This window comes from Planococcus sp. MSAK28401 (assembly GCF_018283455.1).
Classification (GTDB): domain Bacteria; phylum Bacillota; class Bacilli; order Bacillales_A; family Planococcaceae; genus Planococcus; species Planococcus alpniumensis.
Genome location: NZ_JAAMTH010000002.1, coordinates 20665 through 41523, shown reverse-complemented (window position 1 = coordinate 41523; position 20859 = coordinate 20665). Strand labels below are relative to the sequence as shown.

General features: G+C 57.0%; 22 protein-coding genes. All 22 read left to right on the top strand.

The features are described 5' to 3' along the window. The first annotated feature begins 164 nt into the window (after positions 1-164). The 22 genes from G3255_RS18195 to G3255_RS20445 all read left to right on the top strand — a co-directional run bounded on the left by G3255_RS18195 (position 165) and on the right by G3255_RS20445 (position 20830). Entirely contained in the window at positions 165-710 is a 546-nt protein-coding gene (locus tag G3255_RS18195) for a DNA-packaging protein (protein ID WP_000453580.1), read from the top strand. Then, positions 685-2610: a phage terminase large subunit family protein gene (locus G3255_RS18190; RefSeq protein ID WP_001027292.1), complete on the top strand. Its 1926-nt coding sequence runs from the start codon at positions 685-687 to the stop codon at positions 2608-2610. The genes G3255_RS18195 and G3255_RS18190 overlap by 26 nt, the downstream gene beginning before the upstream one ends. Continuing rightward, entirely contained in the window at positions 2607-2813 is a 207-nt protein-coding gene (locus tag G3255_RS18185) for a phage head-tail joining protein (RefSeq protein WP_000198149.1), read from the top strand. Before G3255_RS18190 ends, G3255_RS18185 begins: the two co-directional genes overlap by 4 nt. Continuing rightward, the gene (locus G3255_RS18180) at positions 2810-4411 is read left to right on the top strand and encodes a phage portal protein (protein WP_001359455.1); all 1602 of its coding nucleotides are present in this window, start codon (positions 2810-2812) and stop codon (positions 4409-4411) included. Before G3255_RS18185 ends, G3255_RS18180 begins: the two co-directional genes overlap by 4 nt. Further along, positions 4392-5711, top strand: coding sequence for a S49 family peptidase (locus tag G3255_RS18175; protein ID WP_000123343.1), 1320 nt, complete (start codon positions 4392-4394; stop codon positions 5709-5711). The genes G3255_RS18180 and G3255_RS18175 overlap by 20 nt, the downstream gene beginning before the upstream one ends. Before the next feature lie 9 nt (positions 5712-5720). Further along, a complete protein-coding gene (locus G3255_RS18170; RefSeq protein WP_001297109.1) occupies positions 5721-6053 on the top strand; it encodes a head decoration protein in 333 nt (110 codons plus the stop codon). A 55-nt stretch (positions 6054-6108) separates the two neighbouring features. Next, entirely contained in the window at positions 6109-7134 is a 1026-nt protein-coding gene (locus G3255_RS18165; protein ID WP_000063280.1) for a major capsid protein, read from the top strand. Positions 7135-7175: 41 nt separating this feature from the next. Next, positions 7176-7574 (top strand): DNA-packaging protein FI, encoded by a 399-nt coding sequence (locus G3255_RS18160; RefSeq protein ID WP_000158919.1) that lies wholly within the window; start codon positions 7176-7178, stop codon positions 7572-7574. 11 nt (positions 7575-7585) lie between these two features. Then, entirely contained in the window at positions 7586-7939 is a 354-nt protein-coding gene (locus tag G3255_RS18155; protein WP_000752979.1) for a head-tail joining protein, read from the top strand. Positions 7940-7950: 11 nt separating this feature from the next. Continuing rightward, positions 7951-8529 carry a phage tail protein gene (locus G3255_RS18150; RefSeq protein ID WP_000975070.1) on the top strand — a complete coding sequence of 193 codons (579 nt, stop codon included), beginning with the start codon at positions 7951-7953 and terminating at the stop codon, positions 8527-8529. After that, complete coding sequence (locus G3255_RS18145) at positions 8526-8921, top strand: phage minor tail U family protein (protein ID WP_000683105.1); 396 nt, start codon at positions 8526-8528, stop codon at positions 8919-8921. Before G3255_RS18150 ends, G3255_RS18145 begins: the two co-directional genes overlap by 4 nt. A gap of 7 nt (positions 8922-8928) precedes the next feature. Then, positions 8929-9669 carry a phage tail protein gene (locus G3255_RS18140; protein ID WP_001349920.1) on the top strand — a complete coding sequence of 247 codons (741 nt, stop codon included), beginning with the start codon at positions 8929-8931 and terminating at the stop codon, positions 9667-9669. Between the two features lie 15 nt (positions 9670-9684). Continuing rightward, positions 9685-10107: a phage tail assembly chaperone G gene (gpG, locus tag G3255_RS18135; protein ID WP_000479153.1), complete on the top strand. Its 423-nt coding sequence runs from the start codon at positions 9685-9687 to the stop codon at positions 10105-10107. Further along, positions 10089-10523: a phage tail assembly protein T gene (locus G3255_RS18130; RefSeq protein ID WP_000459457.1), complete on the top strand. Its 435-nt coding sequence runs from the start codon at positions 10089-10091 to the stop codon at positions 10521-10523. The genes gpG and G3255_RS18130 overlap by 19 nt, the downstream gene beginning before the upstream one ends. After that, complete coding sequence (locus tag G3255_RS18125; RefSeq protein WP_000840207.1) at positions 10516-13077, top strand: phage tail tape measure protein; 2562 nt, start codon at positions 10516-10518, stop codon at positions 13075-13077. Before G3255_RS18130 ends, G3255_RS18125 begins: the two co-directional genes overlap by 8 nt. Beyond that, the gene (locus G3255_RS18120; RefSeq protein ID WP_000847379.1) at positions 13074-13403 is read left to right on the top strand and encodes a phage tail protein; all 330 of its coding nucleotides are present in this window, start codon (positions 13074-13076) and stop codon (positions 13401-13403) included. The genes G3255_RS18125 and G3255_RS18120 overlap by 4 nt, the downstream gene beginning before the upstream one ends. Continuing rightward, positions 13403-14101 carry a phage minor tail protein L gene (locus tag G3255_RS18115; protein ID WP_001152639.1) on the top strand — a complete coding sequence of 233 codons (699 nt, stop codon included), beginning with the start codon at positions 13403-13405 and terminating at the stop codon, positions 14099-14101. Before G3255_RS18120 ends, G3255_RS18115 begins: the two co-directional genes overlap by 1 nt. A gap of 5 nt (positions 14102-14106) precedes the next feature. Beyond that, positions 14107-14850: a C40 family peptidase gene (locus tag G3255_RS18110; protein WP_000194780.1), complete on the top strand. Its 744-nt coding sequence runs from the start codon at positions 14107-14109 to the stop codon at positions 14848-14850. Next, positions 14787-15419 carry a tail assembly protein gene (locus tag G3255_RS18105; protein ID WP_000090889.1) on the top strand — a complete coding sequence of 211 codons (633 nt, stop codon included), beginning with the start codon at positions 14787-14789 and terminating at the stop codon, positions 15417-15419. Before G3255_RS18110 ends, G3255_RS18105 begins: the two co-directional genes overlap by 64 nt. Before the next feature lie 60 nt (positions 15420-15479). Beyond that, a complete protein-coding gene (gene gpJ, locus G3255_RS18100) occupies positions 15480-18878 on the top strand; it encodes a phage attachment tail tip protein J (protein ID WP_000515495.1) in 3399 nt (1132 codons plus the stop codon). Positions 18879-18939: 61 nt separating this feature from the next. Then, a complete protein-coding gene (gene lom, locus G3255_RS18095; RefSeq protein WP_001246632.1) occupies positions 18940-19560 on the top strand; it encodes an outer membrane beta-barrel protein Lom in 621 nt (206 codons plus the stop codon). A gap of 64 nt (positions 19561-19624) precedes the next feature. Next, positions 19625-20830, top strand: a complete 1206-nt coding sequence (locus G3255_RS20445) for a prophage tail fiber N-terminal domain-containing protein (protein ID WP_015979255.1) — start codon at positions 19625-19627, stop codon at positions 20828-20830. The last annotated feature ends 29 nt before the right edge of the window (positions 20831-20859 follow it).

Sequence of the window (20859 nt, the reverse complement as noted above, 5' to 3'; positions counted from 1 at the left end):
TATTTATGAAAATTTTCCGGTTTAAGGCGTTTCCGTTCTTCTTCGTCATAACTTAATGTTTTTATTTAAAATACCCTCTGAAAAGAAAGGAAACGACAGGTGCTGAAAGCGAGCTTTTTGGCCTCTGTCGTTTCCTTTCTCTGTTTTTGTCCGTGGAATGAACAATGGAAGTCAACAAAAAGCAGCTGGCTGACATTTTCGGTGCGAGTATCCGTACCATTCAGAACTGGCAGGAACAGGGAATGCCCGTTCTGCGAGGCGGTGGCAAGGGTAATGAGGTGCTTTATGACTCTGCCGCCGTCATAAAATGGTATGCCGAAAGGGATGCTGAAATTGAGAACGAAAAGCTGCGCCGGGAGGTTGAAGAACTGCGGCAGGCCAGCGAGGCAGATCTCCAGCCAGGAACTATTGAGTACGAACGCCATCGACTTACGCGTGCGCAGGCCGACGCACAGGAACTGAAGAATGCCAGAGACTCCGCTGAAGTGGTGGAAACCGCATTCTGTACTTTCGTGCTGTCGCGGATCGCAGGTGAAATTGCCAGTATTCTCGACGGGCTCCCCCTGTCGGTGCAGCGGCGTTTTCCGGAACTGGAAAACCGACATGTTGATTTCCTGAAACGGGATATCATCAAAGCCATGAACAAAGCAGCCGCGCTGGATGAACTGATACCGGGGTTGCTGAGTGAATATATCGAACAGTCAGGTTAACAGGCTGCGGCATTTTGTCCGCGCCGGGCTTCGCTCACTGTTCAGGCCGGAGCCACAGACCGCCGTTGAATGGGCGGATGCTAATTACTATCTCCCGAAAGAATCCGCATACCAGGAAGGGCGCTGGGAAACACTGCCCTTTCAGCGGGCCATCATGAATGCGATGGGCAGCGACTACATCCGTGAGGTGAATGTGGTGAAGTCTGCCCGTGTCGGTTATTCCAAAATGCTGCTGGGTGTTTATGCCTACTTTATAGAGCATAAGCAGCGCAACACCCTTATCTGGTTGCCGACGGATGGTGATGCCGAGAACTTTATGAAAACCCACGTTGAGCCGACTATTCGTGATATTCCGTCGCTGCTGGCGCTGGCCCCGTGGTATGGCAAAAAGCACCGGGATAACACGCTCACCATGAAGCGTTTCACTAATGGGCGTGGCTTCTGGTGCCTGGGCGGTAAAGCGGCAAAAAACTACCGTGAAAAGTCGGTGGATGTGGCGGGTTATGATGAACTTGCTGCTTTTGATGATGATATTGAACAGGAAGGCTCTCCGACGTTCCTGGGTGACAAGCGTATTGAAGGCTCGGTCTGGCCAAAGTCCATCCGTGGCTCCACGCCAAAAGTGAGAGGCACCTGTCAGATTGAGCGTGCAGCCAGTGAATCCCCGCATTTTATGCGTTTTCATGTTGCCTGCCCGCATTGCGGGGAGGAGCAGTATCTTAAATTTGGCGACAAAGAGACGCCGTTTGGCCTCAAATGGACGCCGGATGACCCCTCCAGCGTGTTTTATCTCTGCGAGCATAATGCCTGCGTCATCCGCCAGCAGGAGCTGGACTTTACTGATGCCCGTTATATCTGCGAAAAGACCGGGATCTGGACCCGTGATGGCATTCTCTGGTTTTCGTCATCCGGTGAAGAGATTGAGCCACCTGACAGTGTGACCTTTCACATCTGGACAGCGTACAGCCCGTTCACCACCTGGGTGCAGATTGTCAAAGACTGGATGAAAACGAAAGGGGATACGGGAAAACGTAAAACCTTCGTAAACACCACGCTCGGTGAGACGTGGGAGGCGAAAATTGGCGAACGTCCGGATGCTGAAGTGATGGCAGAGCGGAAAGAGCATTATTCAGCGCCCGTTCCTGACCGTGTGGCTTACCTGACCGCCGGTATCGACTCCCAGCTGGACCGCTACGAAATGCGCGTATGGGGATGGGGGCCGGGTGAGGAAAGCTGGCTGATTGACCGGCAGATTATTATGGGCCGCCACGACGATGAACAGACGCTGCTGCGTGTGGATGAGGCCATCAATAAAACCTATACCCGCCGGAATGGTGCAGAAATGTCGATATCCCGTATCTGCTGGGATACTGGCGGGATTGACCCGACCATTGTGTATGAACGCTCGAAAAAACATGGGCTGTTCCGGGTGATCCCCATTAAAGGGGCATCCGTCTACGGAAAGCCGGTGGCCAGCATGCCACGTAAGCGAAACAAAAACGGGGTTTACCTTACCGAAATCGGTACGGATACCGCGAAAGAGCAGATTTATAACCGCTTCACACTGACGCCGGAAGGGGATGAACCGCTTCCCGGTGCCGTTCACTTCCCGAATAACCCGGATATTTTTGATCTGACCGAAGCGCAGCAGCTGACTGCTGAAGAGCAGGTCGAAAAATGGGTGGATGGCAGGAAAAAAATACTGTGGGACAGCAAAAAGCGACGCAATGAGGCACTCGACTGCTTCGTTTATGCGCTGGCGGCGCTGCGCATCAGTATTTCCCGCTGGCAGCTGGATCTCAGTGCGCTGCTGGCGAGCCTGCAGGAAGAGGATGGTGCAGCAACCAACAAGAAAACACTGGCAGATTACGCCCGTGCCTTATCCGGAGAGGATGAATGACGCGACAGGAAGAACTTGCCGCTGCCCGTGCGGCACTGCATGACCTGATGACAGGTAAACGGGTGGCAACAGTACAGAAAGACGGACGAAGGGTGGAGTTTACGGCCACTTCCGTGTCTGACCTGAAAAAATATATTGCAGAGCTGGAAGTGCAGACCGGCATGACACAGCGACGCAGGGGACCTGCAGGATTTTATGTATGAAAACGCCCACCATTCCCACCCTTCTGGGGCCGGACGGCATGACATCGCTGCGCGAATATGCCGGTTATCACGGCGGTGGCAGCGGATTTGGAGGGCAGTTGCGGTCGTGGAACCCACCGAGTGAAAGTGTGGATGCAGCCCTGTTGCCCAACTTTACCCGTGGCAATGCCCGCGCAGACGATCTGGTACGCAATAACGGCTATGCCGCCAACGCCATCCAGCTGCATCAGGATCATATCGTCGGGTCTTTTTTCCGGCTCAGTCATCGCCCAAGCTGGCGCTATCTGGGCATCGGGGAGGAAGAAGCCCGTGCCTTTTCCCGCGAGGTTGAAGCGGCATGGAAAGAGTTTGCCGAGGATGACTGCTGCTGCATTGACGTTGAGCGAAAACGCACGTTTACCATGATGATTCGGGAAGGTGTGGCCATGCACGCCTTTAACGGTGAACTGTTCGTTCAGGCCACCTGGGATACCAGTTCGTCGCGGCTTTTCCGGACACAGTTCCGGATGGTCAGCCCGAAGCGCATCAGCAACCCGAACAATACCGGCGACAGCCGGAACTGCCGTGCCGGTGTGCAGATTAATGACAGCGGTGCGGCGCTGGGATATTACGTCAGCGAGGACGGGTATCCTGGCTGGATGCCGCAGAAATGGACATGGATACCCCGTGAGTTACCCGGCGGGCGCGCCTCGTTCATTCACGTTTTTGAACCCGTGGAGGACGGGCAGACTCGCGGTGCAAATGTGTTTTACAGCGTGATGGAGCAGATGAAGATGCTCGACACGCTGCAGAACACGCAGCTGCAGAGCGCCATTGTGAAGGCGATGTATGCCGCCACCATTGAGAGTGAGCTGGATACGCAGTCAGCGATGGATTTTATTCTGGGCGCGAACAGTCAGGAGCAGCGGGAAAGGCTGACCGGCTGGATTGGTGAAATTGCCGCGTATTACGCCGCAGCGCCGGTCCGGCTGGGAGGCGCAAAAGTACCGCACCTGATGCCGGGTGACTCACTGAACCTGCAGACGGCTCAGGATACGGATAACGGCTACTCCGTGTTTGAGCAGTCACTGCTGCGGTATATCGCTGCCGGGCTGGGTGTCTCGTATGAGCAGCTTTCCCGGAATTACGCCCAGATGAGCTACTCCACGGCACGGGCCAGTGCGAACGAGTCGTGGGCGTACTTTATGGGGCGGCGAAAATTCGTCGCATCCCGTCAGGCGAGCCAGATGTTTCTGTGCTGGCTGGAAGAGGCCATCGTTCGCCGCGTGGTGACGTTACCTTCAAAAGCGCGCTTCAGTTTTCAGGAAGCCCGCAGTGCCTGGGGGAACTGCGACTGGATAGGCTCCGGTCGTATGGCCATCGATGGTCTGAAAGAAGTTCAGGAAGCGGTGATGCTGATAGAAGCCGGACTGAGTACCTACGAGAAAGAGTGCGCAAAACGCGGTGACGACTATCAGGAAATTTTTGCCCAGCAGGTCCGTGAAACGATGGAGCGCCGTGCAGCCGGTCTTAAACCGCCCGCCTGGGCGGCTGCAGCATTTGAATCCGGGCTGCGACAATCAACAGAGGAGGAGAAGAGTGACAGCAGAGCTGCGTAATCTCCCGCATATTGCCAGCATGGCCTTTAATGAGCCGCTGATGCTTGAACCCGCCTATGCGCGGGTTTTCTTTTGTGCGCTTGCAGGCCAGCTTGGGATCAGCAGCCTGACGGATGCGGTGTCCGGCGACAGCCTGACTGCCCAGGAGGCACTCGCGACGCTGGCATTATCCGGTGATGATGACGGACCACGACAGGCCCGCAGTTATCAGGTCATGAACGGCATCGCCGTGCTGCCGGTGTCCGGCACGCTGGTCAGCCGGACGCGGGCGCTGCAGCCGTACTCGGGGATGACCGGTTACAACGGCATTATCGCCCGTCTGCAACAGGCTGCCAGCGATCCGATGGTGGACGGCATTCTGCTCGATATGGACACGCCCGGCGGGATGGTGGCGGGGGCATTTGACTGCGCTGACATCATCGCCCGTGTGCGTGACATAAAACCGGTATGGGCGCTTGCCAACGACATGAACTGCAGTGCAGGTCAGTTGCTTGCCAGTGCCGCCTCCCGGCGTCTGGTCACGCAGACCGCCCGGACAGGCTCCATCGGCGTCATGATGGCTCACAGTAATTACGGTGCTGCGCTGGAGAAACAGGGTGTGGAAATCACGCTGATTTACAGCGGCAGCCATAAGGTGGATGGCAACCCCTACAGCCATCTTCCGGATGACGTCCGGGAGACACTGCAGTCCCGGATGGACGCAACCCGCCAGATGTTTGCGCAGAAGGTGTCGGCATATACCGGCCTGTCCGTGCAGGTTGTGCTGGATACCGAGGCTGCAGTGTACAGCGGTCAGGAGGCCATTGATGCCGGACTGGCTGATGAACTTGTTAACAGCACCGATGCGATCACCGTCATGCGTGATGCACTGGATGCACGTAAATCCCGTCTCTCAGGAGGGCGAATGACCAAAGAGACTCAATCAACAACTGTTTCAGCCACTGCTTCGCAGGCTGACGTTACTGACGTGGTGCCAGCGACGGAGGGCGAGAACGCCAGCGCGGCGCAGCCGGACGTGAACGCGCAGATCACCGCAGCGGTTGCGGCAGAAAACAGCCGCATTATGGGGATCCTCAACTGTGAGGAGGCTCACGGACGCGAAGAACAGGCACGCGTGCTGGCAGAAACCCCCGGTATGACCGTGAAAACGGCCCGCCGCATTCTGGCCGCAGCACCACAGAGTGCACAGGCGCGCAGTGACACTGCGCTGGATCGTCTGATGCAGGGGGCACCGGCACCGCTGGCTGCAGGTAACCCGGCATCTGATGCCGTTAACGATTTGCTGAACACACCAGTGTAAGGGATGTTTATGACGAGCAAAGAAACCTTTACCCATTACCAGCCGCAGGGCAACAGTGACCCGGCTCATACCGCAACCGCGCCCGGCGGATTGAGTGCGAAAGCGCCTGCAATGACCCCGCTGATGCTGGACACCTCCAGCCGTAAGCTGGTTGCGTGGGATGGCACCACCGACGGTGCTGCCGTTGGCATTCTTGCGGTTGCTGCTGACCAGACCAGCACCACGCTGACGTTCTACAAGTCCGGCACGTTCCGTTATGAGGATGTGCTCTGGCCGGAGGCTGCCAGCGACGAGACGAAAAAACGGACCGCGTTTGCCGGAACGGCAATCAGCATCGTTTAACTTTACCCTTCATCACTAAAGGCCGCCTGTGCGGCTTTTTTTACGGGATTTTTTTATGTCGATGTACACAACCGCCCAACTGCTGGCGGCAAATGAGCAGAAATTTAAGTTTGATCCGCTGTTTCTGCGTCTCTTTTTCCGTGAGAGCTATCCCTTCACCACGGAGAAAGTCTATCTCTCACAAATTCCGGGACTGGTAAACATGGCGCTGTACGTTTCGCCGATTGTTTCCGGTGAGGTTATCCGTTCCCGTGGCGGCTCCACCTCTGAATTTACGCCGGGATATGTCAAGCCGAAGCATGAAGTGAATCCGCAGATGACCCTGCGTCGCCTGCCGGATGAAGATCCGCAGAATCTGGCGGACCCGGCTTACCGCCGCCGTCGCATCATCATGCAGAACATGCGTGACGAAGAGCTGGCCATTGCTCAGGTCGAAGAGATGCAGGCAGTTTCTGCCGTGCTTAAGGGCAAATACACCATGACCGGTGAAGCCTTCGATCCGGTTGAGGTGGATATGGGCCGCAGTGAGGAGAATAACATCACGCAGTCCGGCGGCACGGAGTGGAGCAAGCGTGACAAGTCCACGTATGACCCGACCGACGATATCGAAGCCTACGCGCTGAACGCCAGCGGTGTGGTGAATATCATCGTGTTCGATCCGAAAGGCTGGGCGCTGTTCCGTTCCTTCAAAGCCGTCAAGGAGAAGCTGGATACCCGTCGTGGCTCTAATTCCGAGCTGGAGACAGCGGTGAAAGACCTGGGCAAAGCGGTGTCCTATAAGGGGATGTATGGCGATGTGGCCATCGTCGTGTATTCCGGACAGTACGTGGAAAACGGCGTCAAAAAGAACTTCCTGCCGGACAACACGATGGTGCTGGGGAACACTCAGGCACGCGGTCTGCGCACCTATGGCTGCATTCAGGATGCGGACGCACAGCGCGAAGGCATTAACGCCTCTGCCCGTTACCCGAAAAACTGGGTGACCACCGGCGATCCGGCGCGTGAGTTCACCATGATTCAGTCAGCACCGCTGATGCTGCTGGCTGACCCTGATGAGTTCGTGTCCGTACAACTGGCGTAATCATGGCCCTTCGGGGCCATTGTTTCTCTGTGGAGGAGTCCATGACGAAAGATGAACTGATTGCCCGTCTCCGCTCGCTGGGTGAACAACTGAACCGTGATGTCAGCCTGACGGGGACGAAAGAAGAACTGGCGCTCCGTGTGGCAGAGCTGAAAGAGGAGCTTGATGACACGGATGAAACTGCCGGTCAGGACACCCCTCTCAGCCGGGAAAATGTGCTGACCGGACATGAAAATGAGGTGGGATCAGCGCAGCCGGATACCGTGATTCTGGATACGTCTGAACTGGTCACGGTCGTGGCACTGGTGAAGCTGCATACTGATGCACTTCACGCCACGCGGGATGAACCTGTGGCATTTGTGCTGCCGGGAACGGCGTTTCGTGTCTCTGCCGGTGTGGCAGCCGAAATGACAGAGCGCGGCCTGGCCAGAATGCAATAACGGGAGGCGCTGTGGCTGATTTCGATAACCTGTTCGATGCTGCCATTGCCCGCGCCGATGAAACGATACGCGGGTACATGGGAACGTCAGCCACCATTACATCCGGTGAGCAGTCAGGTGCGGTGATACGTGGTGTTTTTGATGACCCTGAAAATATCAGCTATGCCGGACAGGGCGTGCGCGTTGAAGGCTCCAGCCCGTCCCTGTTTGTCCGGACTGATGAGGTGCGGCAGCTGCGGCGTGGAGACACGCTGACCATCGGTGAGGAAAATTTCTGGGTAGATCGGGTTTCGCCGGATGATGGCGGAAGTTGTCATCTCTGGCTTGGACGGGGCGTACCGCCTGCCGTTAACCGTCGCCGCTGAAAGGGGGATGTATGGCCATAAAAGGTCTTGAGCAGGCCGTTGAAAACCTCAGCCGTATCAGCAAAACGGCGGTGCCTGGTGCCGCCGCAATGGCCATTAACCGCGTTGCTTCATCCGCGATATCGCAGTCGGCGTCACAGGTTGCCCGTGAGACAAAGGTACGCCGGAAACTGGTAAAGGAAAGGGCCAGGCTGAAAAGGGCCACGGTCAAAAATCCGCAGGCCAGAATCAAAGTTAACCGGGGGGATTTGCCCGTAATCAAGCTGGGTAATGCGCGGGTTGTCCTTTCGCGCCGCAGGCGTCGTAAAAAGGGGCAGCGTTCATCCCTGAAAGGTGGCGGCAGCGTGCTTGTGGTGGGTAACCGTCGTATTCCCGGCGCGTTTATTCAGCAACTGAAAAATGGCCGGTGGCATGTCATGCAGCGTGTGGCTGGGAAAAACCGTTACCCCATTGATGTGGTGAAAATCCCGATGGCGGTGCCGCTGACCACGGCGTTTAAACAAAATATTGAGCGGATACGGCGTGAACGTCTTCCGAAAGAGCTGGGCTATGCGCTGCAGCATCAACTGAGGATGGTAATAAAGCGATGAAACATACTGAACTCCGTGCAGCCGTACTGGATGCACTGGAGAAGCATGACACCGGGGCGACGTTTTTTGATGGTCGCCCCGCTGTTTTTGATGAGGCGGATTTTCCGGCAGTTGCCGTTTATCTCACCGGCGCTGAATACACGGGCGAAGAGCTGGACAGCGATACCTGGCAGGCGGAGCTGCATATCGAAGTTTTCCTGCCTGCTCAGGTGCCGGATTCAGAGCTGGATGCGTGGATGGAGTCCCGGATTTATCCGGTGATGAGCGATATCCCGGCACTGTCAGATTTGATCACCAGTATGGTGGCCAGCGGCTATGACTACCGGCGCGACGATGATGCGGGCTTGTGGAGTTCAGCCGATCTGACTTATGTCATTACCTATGAAATGTGAGGACGCTATGCCTGTACCAAATCCTACAATGCCGGTGAAAGGTGCCGGGACCACCCTGTGGGTTTATAAGGGGAGCGGTGACCCTTACGCGAATCCGCTTTCAGACGTTGACTGGTCGCGTCTGGCAAAAGTTAAAGACCTGACGCCCGGCGAACTGACCGCTGAGTCCTATGACGACAGCTATCTCGATGATGAAGATGCAGACTGGACTGCGACCGGGCAGGGGCAGAAATCTGCCGGAGATACCAGCTTCACGCTGGCGTGGATGCCCGGAGAGCAGGGGCAGCAGGCGCTGCTGGCGTGGTTTAATGAAGGCGATACCCGTGCCTATAAAATCCGCTTCCCGAACGGCACGGTCGATGTGTTCCGTGGCTGGGTCAGCAGTATCGGTAAGGCGGTGACGGCGAAGGAAGTGATCACCCGCACGGTGAAAGTCACCAATGTGGGACGTCCGTCGATGGCAGAAGATCGCAGCACGGTAACAGCGGCAACCGGCATGACCGTGACGCCTGCCAGCACCTCGGTGGTGAAAGGGCAGAGCACCACGCTGACCGTGGCCTTCCAGCCGGAGGGCGTAACCGACAAGAGCTTTCGTGCGGTGTCTGCGGATAAAACAAAAGCCACCGTGTCGGTCAGTGGTATGACCATCACCGTGAACGGCGTTGCTGCAGGCAAGGTCAACATTCCGGTTGTATCCGGTAATGGTGAGTTTGCTGCGGTTGCAGAAATTACCGTCACCGCCAGTTAATCCGGAGAGTCAGCGATGTTCCTGAAAACCGAATCATTTGAACATAACGGTGTGACCGTCACGCTTTCTGAACTGTCAGCCCTGCAGCGCATTGAGCATCTCGCCCTGATGAAACGGCAGGCAGAACAGGCGGAGTCAGACAGCAACCGGAAGTTTACTGTGGAAGACGCCATCAGAACCGGCGCGTTTCTGGTGGCGATGTCCCTGTGGCATAACCATCCGCAGAAGACGCAGATGCCGTCCATGAATGAAGCCGTTAAACAGATTGAGCAGGAAGTGCTTACCACCTGGCCCACGGAGGCAATTTCTCATGCTGAAAACGTGGTGTACCGGCTGTCTGGTATGTATGAGTTTGTGGTGAATAATGCCCCTGAACAGACAGAGGACGCCGGGCCCGCAGAGCCTGTTTCTGCGGGAAAGTGTTCGACGGTGAGCTGAGTTTTGCCCTGAAACTGGCGCGTGAGATGGGGCGACCCGACTGGCGTGCCATGCTTGCCGGGATGTCATCCACGGAGTATGCCGACTGGCACCGCTTTTACAGTACCCATTATTTTCATGATGTTCTGCTGGATATGCACTTTTCCGGGCTGACGTACACCGTGCTCAGCCTGTTTTTCAGCGATCCGGATATGCATCCGCTGGATTTCAGTCTGCTGAACCGGCGCGAGGCTGACGAAGAGCCTGAAGATGATGTGCTGATGCAGAAAGCGGCAGGGCTTGCCGGAGGTGTCCGCTTTGGCCCGGACGGGAATGAAGTTATCCCCGCTTCCCCGGATGTGGCGGACATGACGGAGGATGACGTAATGCTGATGACAGTATCAGAAGGGATCGCAGGAGGAGTCCGGTATGGCTGAACCGGTAGGCGATCTGGTCGTTGATTTGAGTCTGGATGCGGCCAGATTTGACGAGCAGATGGCCAGAGTCAGGCGTCATTTTTCTGGTACGGAAAGTGATGCGAAAAAAACAGCGGCAGTCGTTGAACAGTCGCTGAGCCGACAGGCGCTGGCTGCACAGAAAGCGGGGATTTCCGTCGGGCAGTATAAAGCCGCCATGCGTATGCTGCCTGCACAGTTCACCGACGTGGCCACGCAGCTTGCAGGCGGGCAAAGTCCGTGGCTGATCCTGCTGCAACAGGGGGGGCAGGTGAAGGACTCCTTCGGCGGGATGATCCCCATGTTCAGGGGGCTTGCCGGTGCGATCACCCTGCCGATGGTGGGGGCCACCTCGCTGGCGGTGGCGACCGGTGCGCTGGCGTATGCCTGGTATCAGGGCAACTCAACCCTGTCCGATTTCAACAAAACGCTGGTCCTTTCCGGCAATCAGGCGGGACTGACGGCAGATCGTATGCTGGTCCTGTCCAGAGCCGGGCAGGCGGCAGGGCTGACGTTTAACCAGACCAGCGAGTCACTCAGCGCACTGGTTAAGGCGGGGGTAAGCGGTGAGGCTCAGATTGCGTCCATCAGCCAGAGTGTGGCGCGTTTCTCCTCTGCATCCGGCGTGGAGGTGGACAAGGTCGCTGAAGCCTTCGGGAAGCTGACCACAGACCCGACGTCGGGGCTGACGGCGATGGCTCGCCAGTTCCATAACGTGTCGGCGGAGCAGATTGCGTATGTTGCTCAGTTGCAGCGTTCCGGCGATGAAGCCGGGGCATTGCAGGCGGCGAACGAGGCCGCAACGAAAGGGTTTGATGACCAGACCCGCCGCCTGAAAGAGAACATGGGCACGCTGGAGACCTGGGCAGACAGGACTGCGCGGGCATTCAAATCCATGTGGGATGCGGTGCTGGATATTGGTCGTCCTGATACCGCGCAGGAGATGCTGATTAAGGCAGAGGCTGCGTATAAGAAAGCAGACGACATCTGGAATCTGCGCAAGGATGATTATTTTGTTAACGATGAAGCGCGGGCGCGTTACTGGGATGATCGTGAAAAGGCCCGTCTTGCGCTTGAAGCCGCCCGAAAGAAGGCTGAGCAGCAGACTCAACAGGACAAAAATGCGCAGCAGCAGAGCGATACCGAAGCGTCACGGCTGAAATATACCGAAGAGGCGCAGAAGGCTTACGAACGGCTGCAGACGCCGCTGGAGAAATATACCGCCCGTCAGGAAGAACTGAACAAGGCACTGAAAGACGGGAAAATCCTGCAGGCGGATTACAACACGCTGATGGCGGCGGCGAAAAAGGATTATGAAGCGACGCTGAAAAAGCCGAAACAGTCCAGCGTGAAGGTGTCTGCGGGCGATCGTCAGGAAGACAGTGCTCATGCTGCCCTGCTGACGCTTCAGGCAGAACTCCGGACGCTGGAGAAGCATGCCGGAGCAAATGAGAAAATCAGCCAGCAGCGCCGGGATTTGTGGAAGGCGGAGAGTCAGTTCGCGGTACTGGAGGAGGCGGCGCAACGTCGCCAGCTGTCTGCACAGGAGAAATCCCTGCTGGCGCATAAAGATGAGACGCTGGAGTACAAACGCCAGCTGGCTGCACTTGGCGACAAGGTTACGTATCAGGAGCGCCTGAACGCGCTGGCGCAGCAGGCGGATAAATTCGCACAGCAGCAACGGGCAAAACGGGCCGCCATTGATGCGAAAAGCCGGGGGCTGACTGACCGGCAGGCAGAACGGGAAGCCACGGAACAGCGCCTGAAGGAACAGTATGGCGATAATCCGCTGGCGCTGAATAACGTCATGTCAGAGCAGAAAAAGACCTGGGCGGCTGAAGACCAGCTTCGCGGGAACTGGATGGCAGGCCTGAAGTCCGGCTGGAGTGAGTGGGAAGAGAGCGCCACGGACAGTATGTCGCAGGTAAAAAGTGCAGCCACGCAGACCTTTGATGGTATTGCACAGAATATGGCGGCGATGCTGACCGGCAGTGAGCAGAACTGGCGCAGCTTCACCCGTTCCGTGCTGTCCATGATGACAGAAATTCTGCTTAAGCAGGCAATGGTGGGGATTGTCGGGAGTATCGGCAGCGCCATTGGCGGGGCTGTTGGTGGCGGCGCATCCGCGTCAGGCGGTACAGCCATTCAGGCCGCTGCGGCGAAATTCCATTTTGCAACCGGAGGATTTACGGGAACCGGCGGCAAATATGAGCCAGCGGGGATTGTTCACCGTGGTGAGTTTGTCTTCACGAAGGAGGCAACCAGCCGGATTGGCGTGGGGAATCTTTACCGGCTGATGCGCGGCTATGCCACCGGCGGTTATGTCGGTACACCGGGCAGCATGGCAGACAGCCGGTCGCAGGCGTCCGGGACGTTTGAGCAGAATAACCATGTGGTGATTAACAACGACGGCACGAACGGGCAGATAGGTCCGGCTGCTCTGAAGGCGGTGTATGACATGGCCCGCAAGGGTGCCCGTGATGAAATTCAGACACAGATGCGTGATGGTGGCCTGTTCTCCGGAGGTGGACGATGAAGACCTTCCGCTGGAAAGTGAAACCCGGTATGGATGTGGCTTCGGTCCCTTCTGTAAGAAAGGTGCGCTTTGGTGATGGCTATTCTCAGCGAGCGCCTGCCGGGCTGAATGCCAACCTGAAAACGTACAGCGTGACGCTTTCTGTCCCCCGTGAGGAGGCCACGGTACTGGAGTCGTTTCTGGAAGAGCACGGGGGCTGGAAATCCTTTCTGTGGACGCCGCCTTATGAGTGGCGGCAGATAAAGGTGACCTGCGCAAAATGGTCGTCGCGGGTCAGTATGCTGCGTGTTGAGTTCAGCGCAGAGTTTGAACAGGTGGTGAACTGATGCAGGATATCCGGCAGGAAACACTGAATGAATGCACCCGTGCGGAGCAGTCGGCCAGCGTGGTGCTCTGGGAAATCGACCTGACAGAGGTCGGTGGAGAACGTTATTTTTTCTGTAATGAGCAGAACGAAAAAGGTGAGCCGGTCACCTGGCAGGGGCGACAGTATCAGCCGTATCCCATTCAGGGGAGCGGTTTTGAACTGAATGGCAAAGGCACCAGTACGCGCCCCACGCTGACGGTTTCTAACCTGTACGGTATGGTCACCGGGATGGCGGAAGATATGCAGAGTCTGGTCGGCGGAACGGTGGTCCGGCGTAAGGTTTACGCCCGTTTTCTGGATGCGGTGAACTTCGTCAACGGAAACAGTTACGCCGATCCGGAGCAGGAGGTGATCAGCCGCTGGCGCATTGAGCAGTGCAGCGAACTGAGCGCGGTGAGTGCCTCCTTTGTACTGTCCACGCCGACGGAAACGGATGGCGCTGTTTTTCCGGGACGTATCATGCTGGCCAACACCTGCACCTGGACCTATCGCGGTGACGAGTGCGGTTATAGCGGTCCGGCTGTCGCGGATGAATATGACCAGCCAACGTCCGATATCACGAAGGATAAATGCAGCAAATGCCTGAGCGGTTGTAAGTTCCGCAATAACGTCGGCAACTTTGGCGGCTTCCTTTCCATTAACAAACTTTCGCAGTAAATCCCATGACACAGACAGAATCAGCGATTCTGGCGCACGCCCGGCGATGTGCGCCAGCGGAGTCGTGCGGCTTCGTGGTAAGCACGCCGGAGGGGGAAAGATATTTCCCCTGCGTGAATATCTCCGGTGAGCCGGAGGCGTATTTCCGTATGTCGCCGGAAGACTGGCTGCAGGCAGAAATGCAGGGTGAGATTGTGGCGCTGGTCCACAGCCACCCCGGTGGTCTGCCCTGGCTGAGTGAGGCCGACCGGCGGCTGCAGGTGCAGAGTGATTTGCCGTGGTGGCTGGTCTGCCGGGGGACGATTCATAAGTTCCGCTGTGTGCCGCATCTCACCGGGCGGCGCTTTGAGCACGGTGTGACGGACTGTTACACACTGTTCCGGGATGCTTATCATCTGGCGGGGATTGAGATGCCGGACTTTCATCGTGAGGATGACTGGTGGCGTAACGGCCAGAATCTCTATCTGGATAATCTGGAGGCGACGGGGCTGTATCAGGTGCCGTTGTCAGCGGCACAGCCGGGCGATGTGCTGCTGTGCTGTTTTGGTTCATCAGTGCCGAATCACGCCGCAATTTACTGCGGCGACGGCGAGCTGCTGCACCATATTCCTGAACAACTGAGCAAACGAGAGAGGTACACCGACAAATGGCAGCGACGCACACACTCCCTCTGGCGTCACCGGGCATGGCGCGCATCTGCCTTTACGGGGATTTACAACGATTTGGTCGCCGCATCGACCTTCGTGTGAAAACGGGGGCTGAAGCCATCCGGGCACTGGCCACACAGCTCCCGGCGTTTCGTCAGAAACTGAGCGACGGCTGGTATCAGGTACGGATTGCCGGGCGGGACGTCAGCACGTCCGGGTTAACGGCGCAGTTACATGAGACTCTGCCTGATGGCGCTGTAATTCATATTGTTCCCAGAGTCGCCGGGGCCAAGTCAGGTGGCGTATTCCAGATTGTCCTGGGGGCTGCCGCCATTGCCGGATCATTCTTTACCGCCGGAGCCACCCTTGCAGCATGGGGGGCAGCCATTGGGGCCGGTGGTATGACCGGCATCCTGTTTTCTCTCGGTGCCAGTATGGTGCTCGGTGGTGTGGCGCAGATGCTGGCACCGAAAGCCAGAACTCCCCGTATACAGACAACGGATAACGGTAAGCAGAACACCTATTTCTCCTCACTGGATAACATGGTTGCCCAGGGCAATGTTCTGCCTGTTCTGTACGGGGAAATGCGCGTGGGGTCACGCGTGGTTTCTCAGGAGATCAGCACGGCAGACGAAGGGGACGGTGGTCAGGTTGTGGTGATTGGTCGCTGATGCAAAATGTTTTATGTGAAACCGCCTGCGGGCGGTTTTGTCATTTATGGAGCGTGAGGAATGGGTAAAGGAAGCAGTAAGGGGCATACCCCGCGCGAAGCGAAGGACAACCTGAAGTCCACGCAGTTGCTGAGTGTGATCGATGCCATCAGCGAAGGGCCGATTGAAGGTCCGGTGGATGGCTTAAAAAGCGTGCTGCTGAACAGTACGCCGGTGCTGGACACTGAGGGGAATACCAACATATCCGGTGTCACGGTGGTGTTCCGGGCTGGTGAGCAGGAGCAGACTCCGCCGGAGGGATTTGAATCCTCCGGCTCCGAGACGGTGCTGGGTACGGAAGTGAAATATGACACGCCGATCACCCGCACCATTACGTCTGCAAACATCGACCGTCTGCGCTTTACCTTCGGTGTACAGGCACTGGTGGAAACCACCTCAAAGGGTGACAGGAATCCGTCGGAAGTCCGCCTGCTGGTTCAGATACAACGTAACGGTGGCTGGGTGACGGAAAAAGACATCACCATTAAGGGCAAAACCACCTCGCAGTATCTGGCCTCGGTGGTGATGGGTAACCTGCCGCCGCGCCCGTTTAATATCCGGATGCGCAGGATGACGCCGGACAGCACCACAGACCAGCTGCAGAACAAAACGCTCTGGTCGTCATACACTGAAATCATCGATGTGAAACAGTGCTACCCGAACACGGCACTGGTCGGCGTGCAGGTGGACTCGGAGCAGTTCGGCAGCCAGCAGGTGAGCCGTAATTATCATCTGCGCGGGCGTATTCTGCAGGTGCCGTCGAACTATAACCCGCAGACGCGGCAATACAGCGGTATCTGGGACGGAACGTTTAAACCGGCATACAGCAACAACATGGCCTGGTGTCTGTGGGATATGCTGACCCATCCGCGCTACGGCATGGGGAAACGTCTTGGTGCGGCGGATGTGGATAAATGGGCGCTGTATGTCATCGGCCAGTACTGCGACCAGTCAGTGCCGGACGGCTTTGGCGGCACGGAGCCGCGCATCACCTGTAATGCGTACCTGACCACACAGCGTAAGGCGTGGGATGTGCTCAGCGATTTCTGCTCGGCGATGCGCTGTATGCCGGTATGGAACGGGCAGACGCTGACGTTCGTGCAGGACCGACCGTCGGATAAGACGTGGACCTATAACCGCAGTAATGTGGTGATGCCGGATGATGGCGCGCCGTTCCGCTACAGCTTCAGCGCCCTGAAGGACCGCCATAATGCCGTTGAGGTGAACTGGATTGACCCGAACAACGGCTGGGAGACGGCGACAGAGCTTGTTGAAGATACGCAGGCCATTGCCCGTTACGGTCGTAATGTTACGAAGATGGATGCCTTTGGCTGTACCAGCCGGGGGCAGGCACACCGCGCCGGGCTGTGGCTGATTAAAACAGAACTGCTGGAAACGCAGACCGTGGATTTCAGCGTCGGCGCAGAAGGGCTTCGCCATGTACCGGGCGATGTTATTGAAATCTGCGATGATGACTATGCCGGTATCAGCACCGGTGGTCGTGTGCTGGCGGTGAACAGCCAGACCCGGACGCTGACGCTCGACCGTGAAATCACGCTGCCATCCTCCGGTACCGCGCTGATAAGCCTGGTTGACGGAAGTGGCAATCCGGTCAGCGTGGAGGTTCAGTCCGTCACCGACGGCGTGAAGGTAAAAGTGAGCCGTGTTCCTGACGGTGTTGCTGAATACAGCGTATGGGAGCTGAAGCTGCCGACGCTGCGCCAGCGACTGTTCCGCTGCGTGAGTATCCGTGAGAACGACGACGGCACGTATGCCATCACCGCCGTGCAGCATGTGCCGGAAAAAGAGGCCATCGTGGATAACGGGGCGCACTTTGACGGCGAACAGAGTGGCACGGTGAATGGTGTCACGCCGCCAGCGGTGCAGCACCTGACCGCAGAAGTCACTGCAGACAGCGGGGAATATCAGGTGCTGGCGCGATGGGACACACCGAAGGTGGTGAAGGGCGTGAGTTTCCTGCTCCGTCTGACCGTAACAGCGGACGACGGCAGTGAGCGGCTGGTCAGCACGGCCCGGACGACGGAAACCACATACCGCTTCACGCAACTGGCGCTGGGGAACTACAGGCTGACAGTCCGGGCGGTAAATGCGTGGGGGCAGCAGGGCGATCCGGCGTCGGTATCGTTCCGGATTGCCGCACCGGCAGCACCGTCGAGGATTGAGCTGACGCCGGGCTATTTTCAGATAACCGCCACGCCGCATCTTGCCGTTTATGACCCGACGGTACAGTTTGAGTTCTGGTTCTCGGAAAAGCAGATTGCGGATATCAGACAGGTTGAAACCAGCACGCGTTATCTTGGTACGGCGCTGTACTGGATAGCCGCCAGTATCAATATCAAACCGGGCCATGATTATTACTTTTATATCCGCAGTGTGAACACCGTTGGCAAATCGGCATTCGTGGAGGCCGTCGGTCGGGCGAGCGATGATGCGGAAGGTTACCTGGATTTTTTCAAAGGCAAGATAACCGAATCCCATCTCGGCAAGGAGCTGCTGGAAAAAGTCGAGCTGACGGAGGATAACGCCAGCAGACTGGAGGAGTTTTCGAAAGAGTGGAAGGATGCCAGTGATAAGTGGAATGCCATGTGGGCTGTCAAAATTGAGCAGACCAAAGACGGCAAACATTATGTCGCGGGTATTGGCCTCAGCATGGAGGACACGGAGGAAGGCAAACTGAGCCAGTTTCTGGTTGCCGCCAATCGTATCGCATTTATTGACCCGGCAAACGGGAATGAAACGCCGATGTTTGTGGCGCAGGGCAACCAGATATTCATGAACGACGTGTTCCTGAAGCGCCTGACGGCCCCCACCATTACCAGCGGCGGCAATCCTCCGGCCTTTTCCCTGACACCGGACGGAAAGCTGACCGCTAAAAATGCGGATATCAGTGGCAGTGTGAATGCGAACTCCGGGACGCTCAGTAATGTGACGATAGCTGAAAACTGTACGATAAACGGTACGCTGAGGGCGGAAAAAATCGTCGGGGACATTGTAAAGGCGGCGAGCGCGGCTTTTCCGCGCCAGCGTGAAAGCAGTGTGGACTGGCCGTCAGGTACCCGTACTGTCACCGTGACCGATGACCATCCTTTTGATCGCCAGATAGTGGTGCTTCCGCTGACGTTTCGCGGAAGTAAGCGTACTGTCAGCGGCAGGACAACGTATTCGATGTGTTATCTGAAAGTACTGATGAACGGTGCGGTGATTTATGATGGCGCGGCGAACGAGGCGGTACAGGTGTTCTCCCGTATTGTTGACATGCCAGCGGGTCGGGGAAACGTGATCCTGACGTTCACGCTTACGTCCACACGGCATTCGGCAGATATTCCGCCGTATACGTTTGCCAGCGATGTGCAGGTTATGGTGATTAAGAAACAGGCGCTGGGCATCAGCGTGGTCTGAGTGTGTTACAGAGGTTCGTCCGGGAACGGGCGTTTTATTATAAAACAGTGAGAGGTGAACGATGCGTAATGTGTGTATTGCCGTTGCTGTCTTTGCCGCACTTGCGGTGACAGTCACTCCGGCCCGTGCGGAAGGTGGACATGGTACGTTTACGGTGGGCTATTTTCAAGTGAAACCGGGTACATTGCCGTCGTTGTCGGGCGGGGATACCGGTGTGAGTCATCTGAAAGGGATTAACGTGAAGTACCGTTATGAGCTGACGGACAGTGTGGGGGTGATGGCTTCCCTGGGGTTCGCCGCGTCGAAAAAGAGCAGCACAGTGATGACCGGGGAGGATACGTTTCACTATGAGAGCCTGCGTGGACGTTATGTGAGCGTGATGGCCGGACCGGTTTTACAAATCAGTAAGCAGGTCAGTGCGTACGCCATGGCCGGAGTGGCTCACAGTCGGTGGTCCGGCAGTACAATGGATTACCGTAAGACGGAAATCACTCCCGGGTATATGAAAGAGACGACCACTGCCAGGGACGAAAGTGCAATGCGGCATACCTCAGTGGCGTGGAGTGCAGGTATACAGATTAATCCGGCAGCGTCCGTCGTTGTTGATATTGCTTATGAAGGCTCCGGCAGTGGCGACTGGCGTACTGACGGATTCATCGTTGGGGTCGGTTATAAATTCTGATTAGCCAGGTAACACAGTGTTATGACAGCCCGCCGGAACCGGTGGGCTTTTTTGTGGGGTGAATATGGCAGTAAAGATTTCAGGAGTCCTGAAAGACGGCACAGGAAAACCGGTACAGAACTGCACCATTCAGCTGAAAGCCAGACGTAACAGCACCACGGTGGTGGTGAACACGGTGGGCTCAGAGAATCCGGATGAAGCCGGGCGTTACAGCATGGATGTGGAGTACGGTCAGTACAGTGTCATCCTGCAGGTTGACGGTTTTCCACCATCGCACGCCGGGACCATCACCGTGTATGAAGATTCACAACCGGGGACGCTGAATGATTTTCTCTGTGCCATGACGGAGGATGATGCCCGGCCGGAGGTGCTGCGTCGTCTTGAACTGATGGTGGAAGAGGTGGCGCGTAACGCGTCCGTGGTGGCACAGAGTACGGCAGACGCGAAGAAATCAGCCGGCGATGCCAGTGCATCAGCTGCTCAGGTCGCGGCCCTTGTGACTGATGCAACTGACTCAGCACGCGCCGCCAGCACGTCCGCCGGACAGGCTGCATCGTCAGCTCAGGAAGCGTCCTCCGGCGCAGAAGCGGCATCAGCAAAGGCCACTGAAGCGGAAAAAAGTGCCGCAGCCGCAGAGTCCTCAAAAAACGCGGCGGCCACCAGTGCCGGTGCGGCGAAAACGTCAGAAACGAATGCTGCAGCGTCACAACAATCAGCCGCCACGTCTGCCTCCACCGCGGCCACGAAAGCGTCAGAGGCCGCCACTTCAGCACGAGATGCGGTGGCCTCAAAAGAGGCAGCAAAATCATCAGAAACGAACGCATCATCAAGTGCCGGTCGTGCAGCTTCCTCGGCAACGGCGGCAGAAAATTCTGCCAGGGCGGCAAAAACGTCCGAGACGAATGCCAGGTCATCTGAAACAGCAGCGGAACGGAGCGCCTCTGCCGCGGCAGACGCAAAAACAGCGGCGGCGGGGAGTGCGTCAACGGCATCCACGAAGGCGACAGAGGCTGCGGGAAGTGCGGTATCAGCATCGCAGAGCAAAAGTGCGGCAGAAGCGGCGGCAATACGTGCAAAAAATTCGGCAAAACGTGCAGAAGATATAGCTTCAGCTGTCGCGCTTGAGGATGCGGACACAACGAGAAAGGGGATAGTGCAGCTCAGCAGTGCAACCAACAGCACGTCTGAAACGCTTGCTGCAACGCCAAAGGCGGTTAAGGTGGTAATGGATGAAACGAACAGAAAAGCCCACTGGACAGTCCGGCACTGACCGGAACGCCAACAGCACCAACCGCGCTC

Excerpts from the sequence above, each read along its gene's own strand:
- G3255_RS18150 (WP_000975070.1), top strand. The coding sequence starts at position 7,951 with ATGGCCATAAAAGGTCTTGAGCAGGCCGTTGAAAACCTCAGCCGTATC.
- G3255_RS18195 (WP_000453580.1), top strand. The coding sequence starts at position 165 with ATGGAAGTCAACAAAAAGCAGCTGGCTGACATTTTCGGTGCGAGTATC.
- G3255_RS18170 (WP_001297109.1), top strand. The coding sequence starts at position 5,721 with ATGACGAGCAAAGAAACCTTTACCCATTACCAGCCGCAGGGCAACAGT.
- G3255_RS18115 (WP_001152639.1), top strand. The coding sequence starts at position 13,403 with ATGCAGGATATCCGGCAGGAAACACTGAATGAATGCACCCGTGCGGAG.
- G3255_RS18120 (WP_000847379.1), top strand. The coding sequence starts at position 13,074 with ATGAAGACCTTCCGCTGGAAAGTGAAACCCGGTATGGATGTGGCTTCG.
- G3255_RS18145 (WP_000683105.1), top strand. The coding sequence starts at position 8,526 with ATGAAACATACTGAACTCCGTGCAGCCGTACTGGATGCACTGGAGAAG.
- G3255_RS18125 (WP_000840207.1), top strand. The coding sequence starts at position 10,516 with ATGGCTGAACCGGTAGGCGATCTGGTCGTTGATTTGAGTCTGGATGCG.
- lom (WP_001246632.1), top strand. The coding sequence starts at position 18,940 with ATGCGTAATGTGTGTATTGCCGTTGCTGTCTTTGCCGCACTTGCGGTG.
- G3255_RS18110 (WP_000194780.1), top strand. The coding sequence starts at position 14,107 with ATGACACAGACAGAATCAGCGATTCTGGCGCACGCCCGGCGATGTGCG.
- G3255_RS18160 (WP_000158919.1), top strand. The coding sequence starts at position 7,176 with ATGACGAAAGATGAACTGATTGCCCGTCTCCGCTCGCTGGGTGAACAA.
- G3255_RS18165 (WP_000063280.1), top strand. The coding sequence starts at position 6,109 with ATGTCGATGTACACAACCGCCCAACTGCTGGCGGCAAATGAGCAGAAA.
- G3255_RS18105 (WP_000090889.1), top strand. The coding sequence starts at position 14,787 with ATGGCGCGCATCTGCCTTTACGGGGATTTACAACGATTTGGTCGCCGC.
- G3255_RS18140 (WP_001349920.1), top strand. The coding sequence starts at position 8,929 with ATGCCTGTACCAAATCCTACAATGCCGGTGAAAGGTGCCGGGACCACC.
- gpG (WP_000479153.1), top strand. The coding sequence starts at position 9,685 with ATGTTCCTGAAAACCGAATCATTTGAACATAACGGTGTGACCGTCACG.
- G3255_RS18185 (WP_000198149.1), top strand. The coding sequence starts at position 2,607 with ATGACGCGACAGGAAGAACTTGCCGCTGCCCGTGCGGCACTGCATGAC.
- G3255_RS18180 (WP_001359455.1), top strand. The coding sequence starts at position 2,810 with ATGAAAACGCCCACCATTCCCACCCTTCTGGGGCCGGACGGCATGACA.
- gpJ (WP_000515495.1), top strand. The coding sequence starts at position 15,480 with ATGGGTAAAGGAAGCAGTAAGGGGCATACCCCGCGCGAAGCGAAGGAC.
- G3255_RS20445 (WP_015979255.1), top strand. The coding sequence starts at position 19,625 with ATGGCAGTAAAGATTTCAGGAGTCCTGAAAGACGGCACAGGAAAACCG.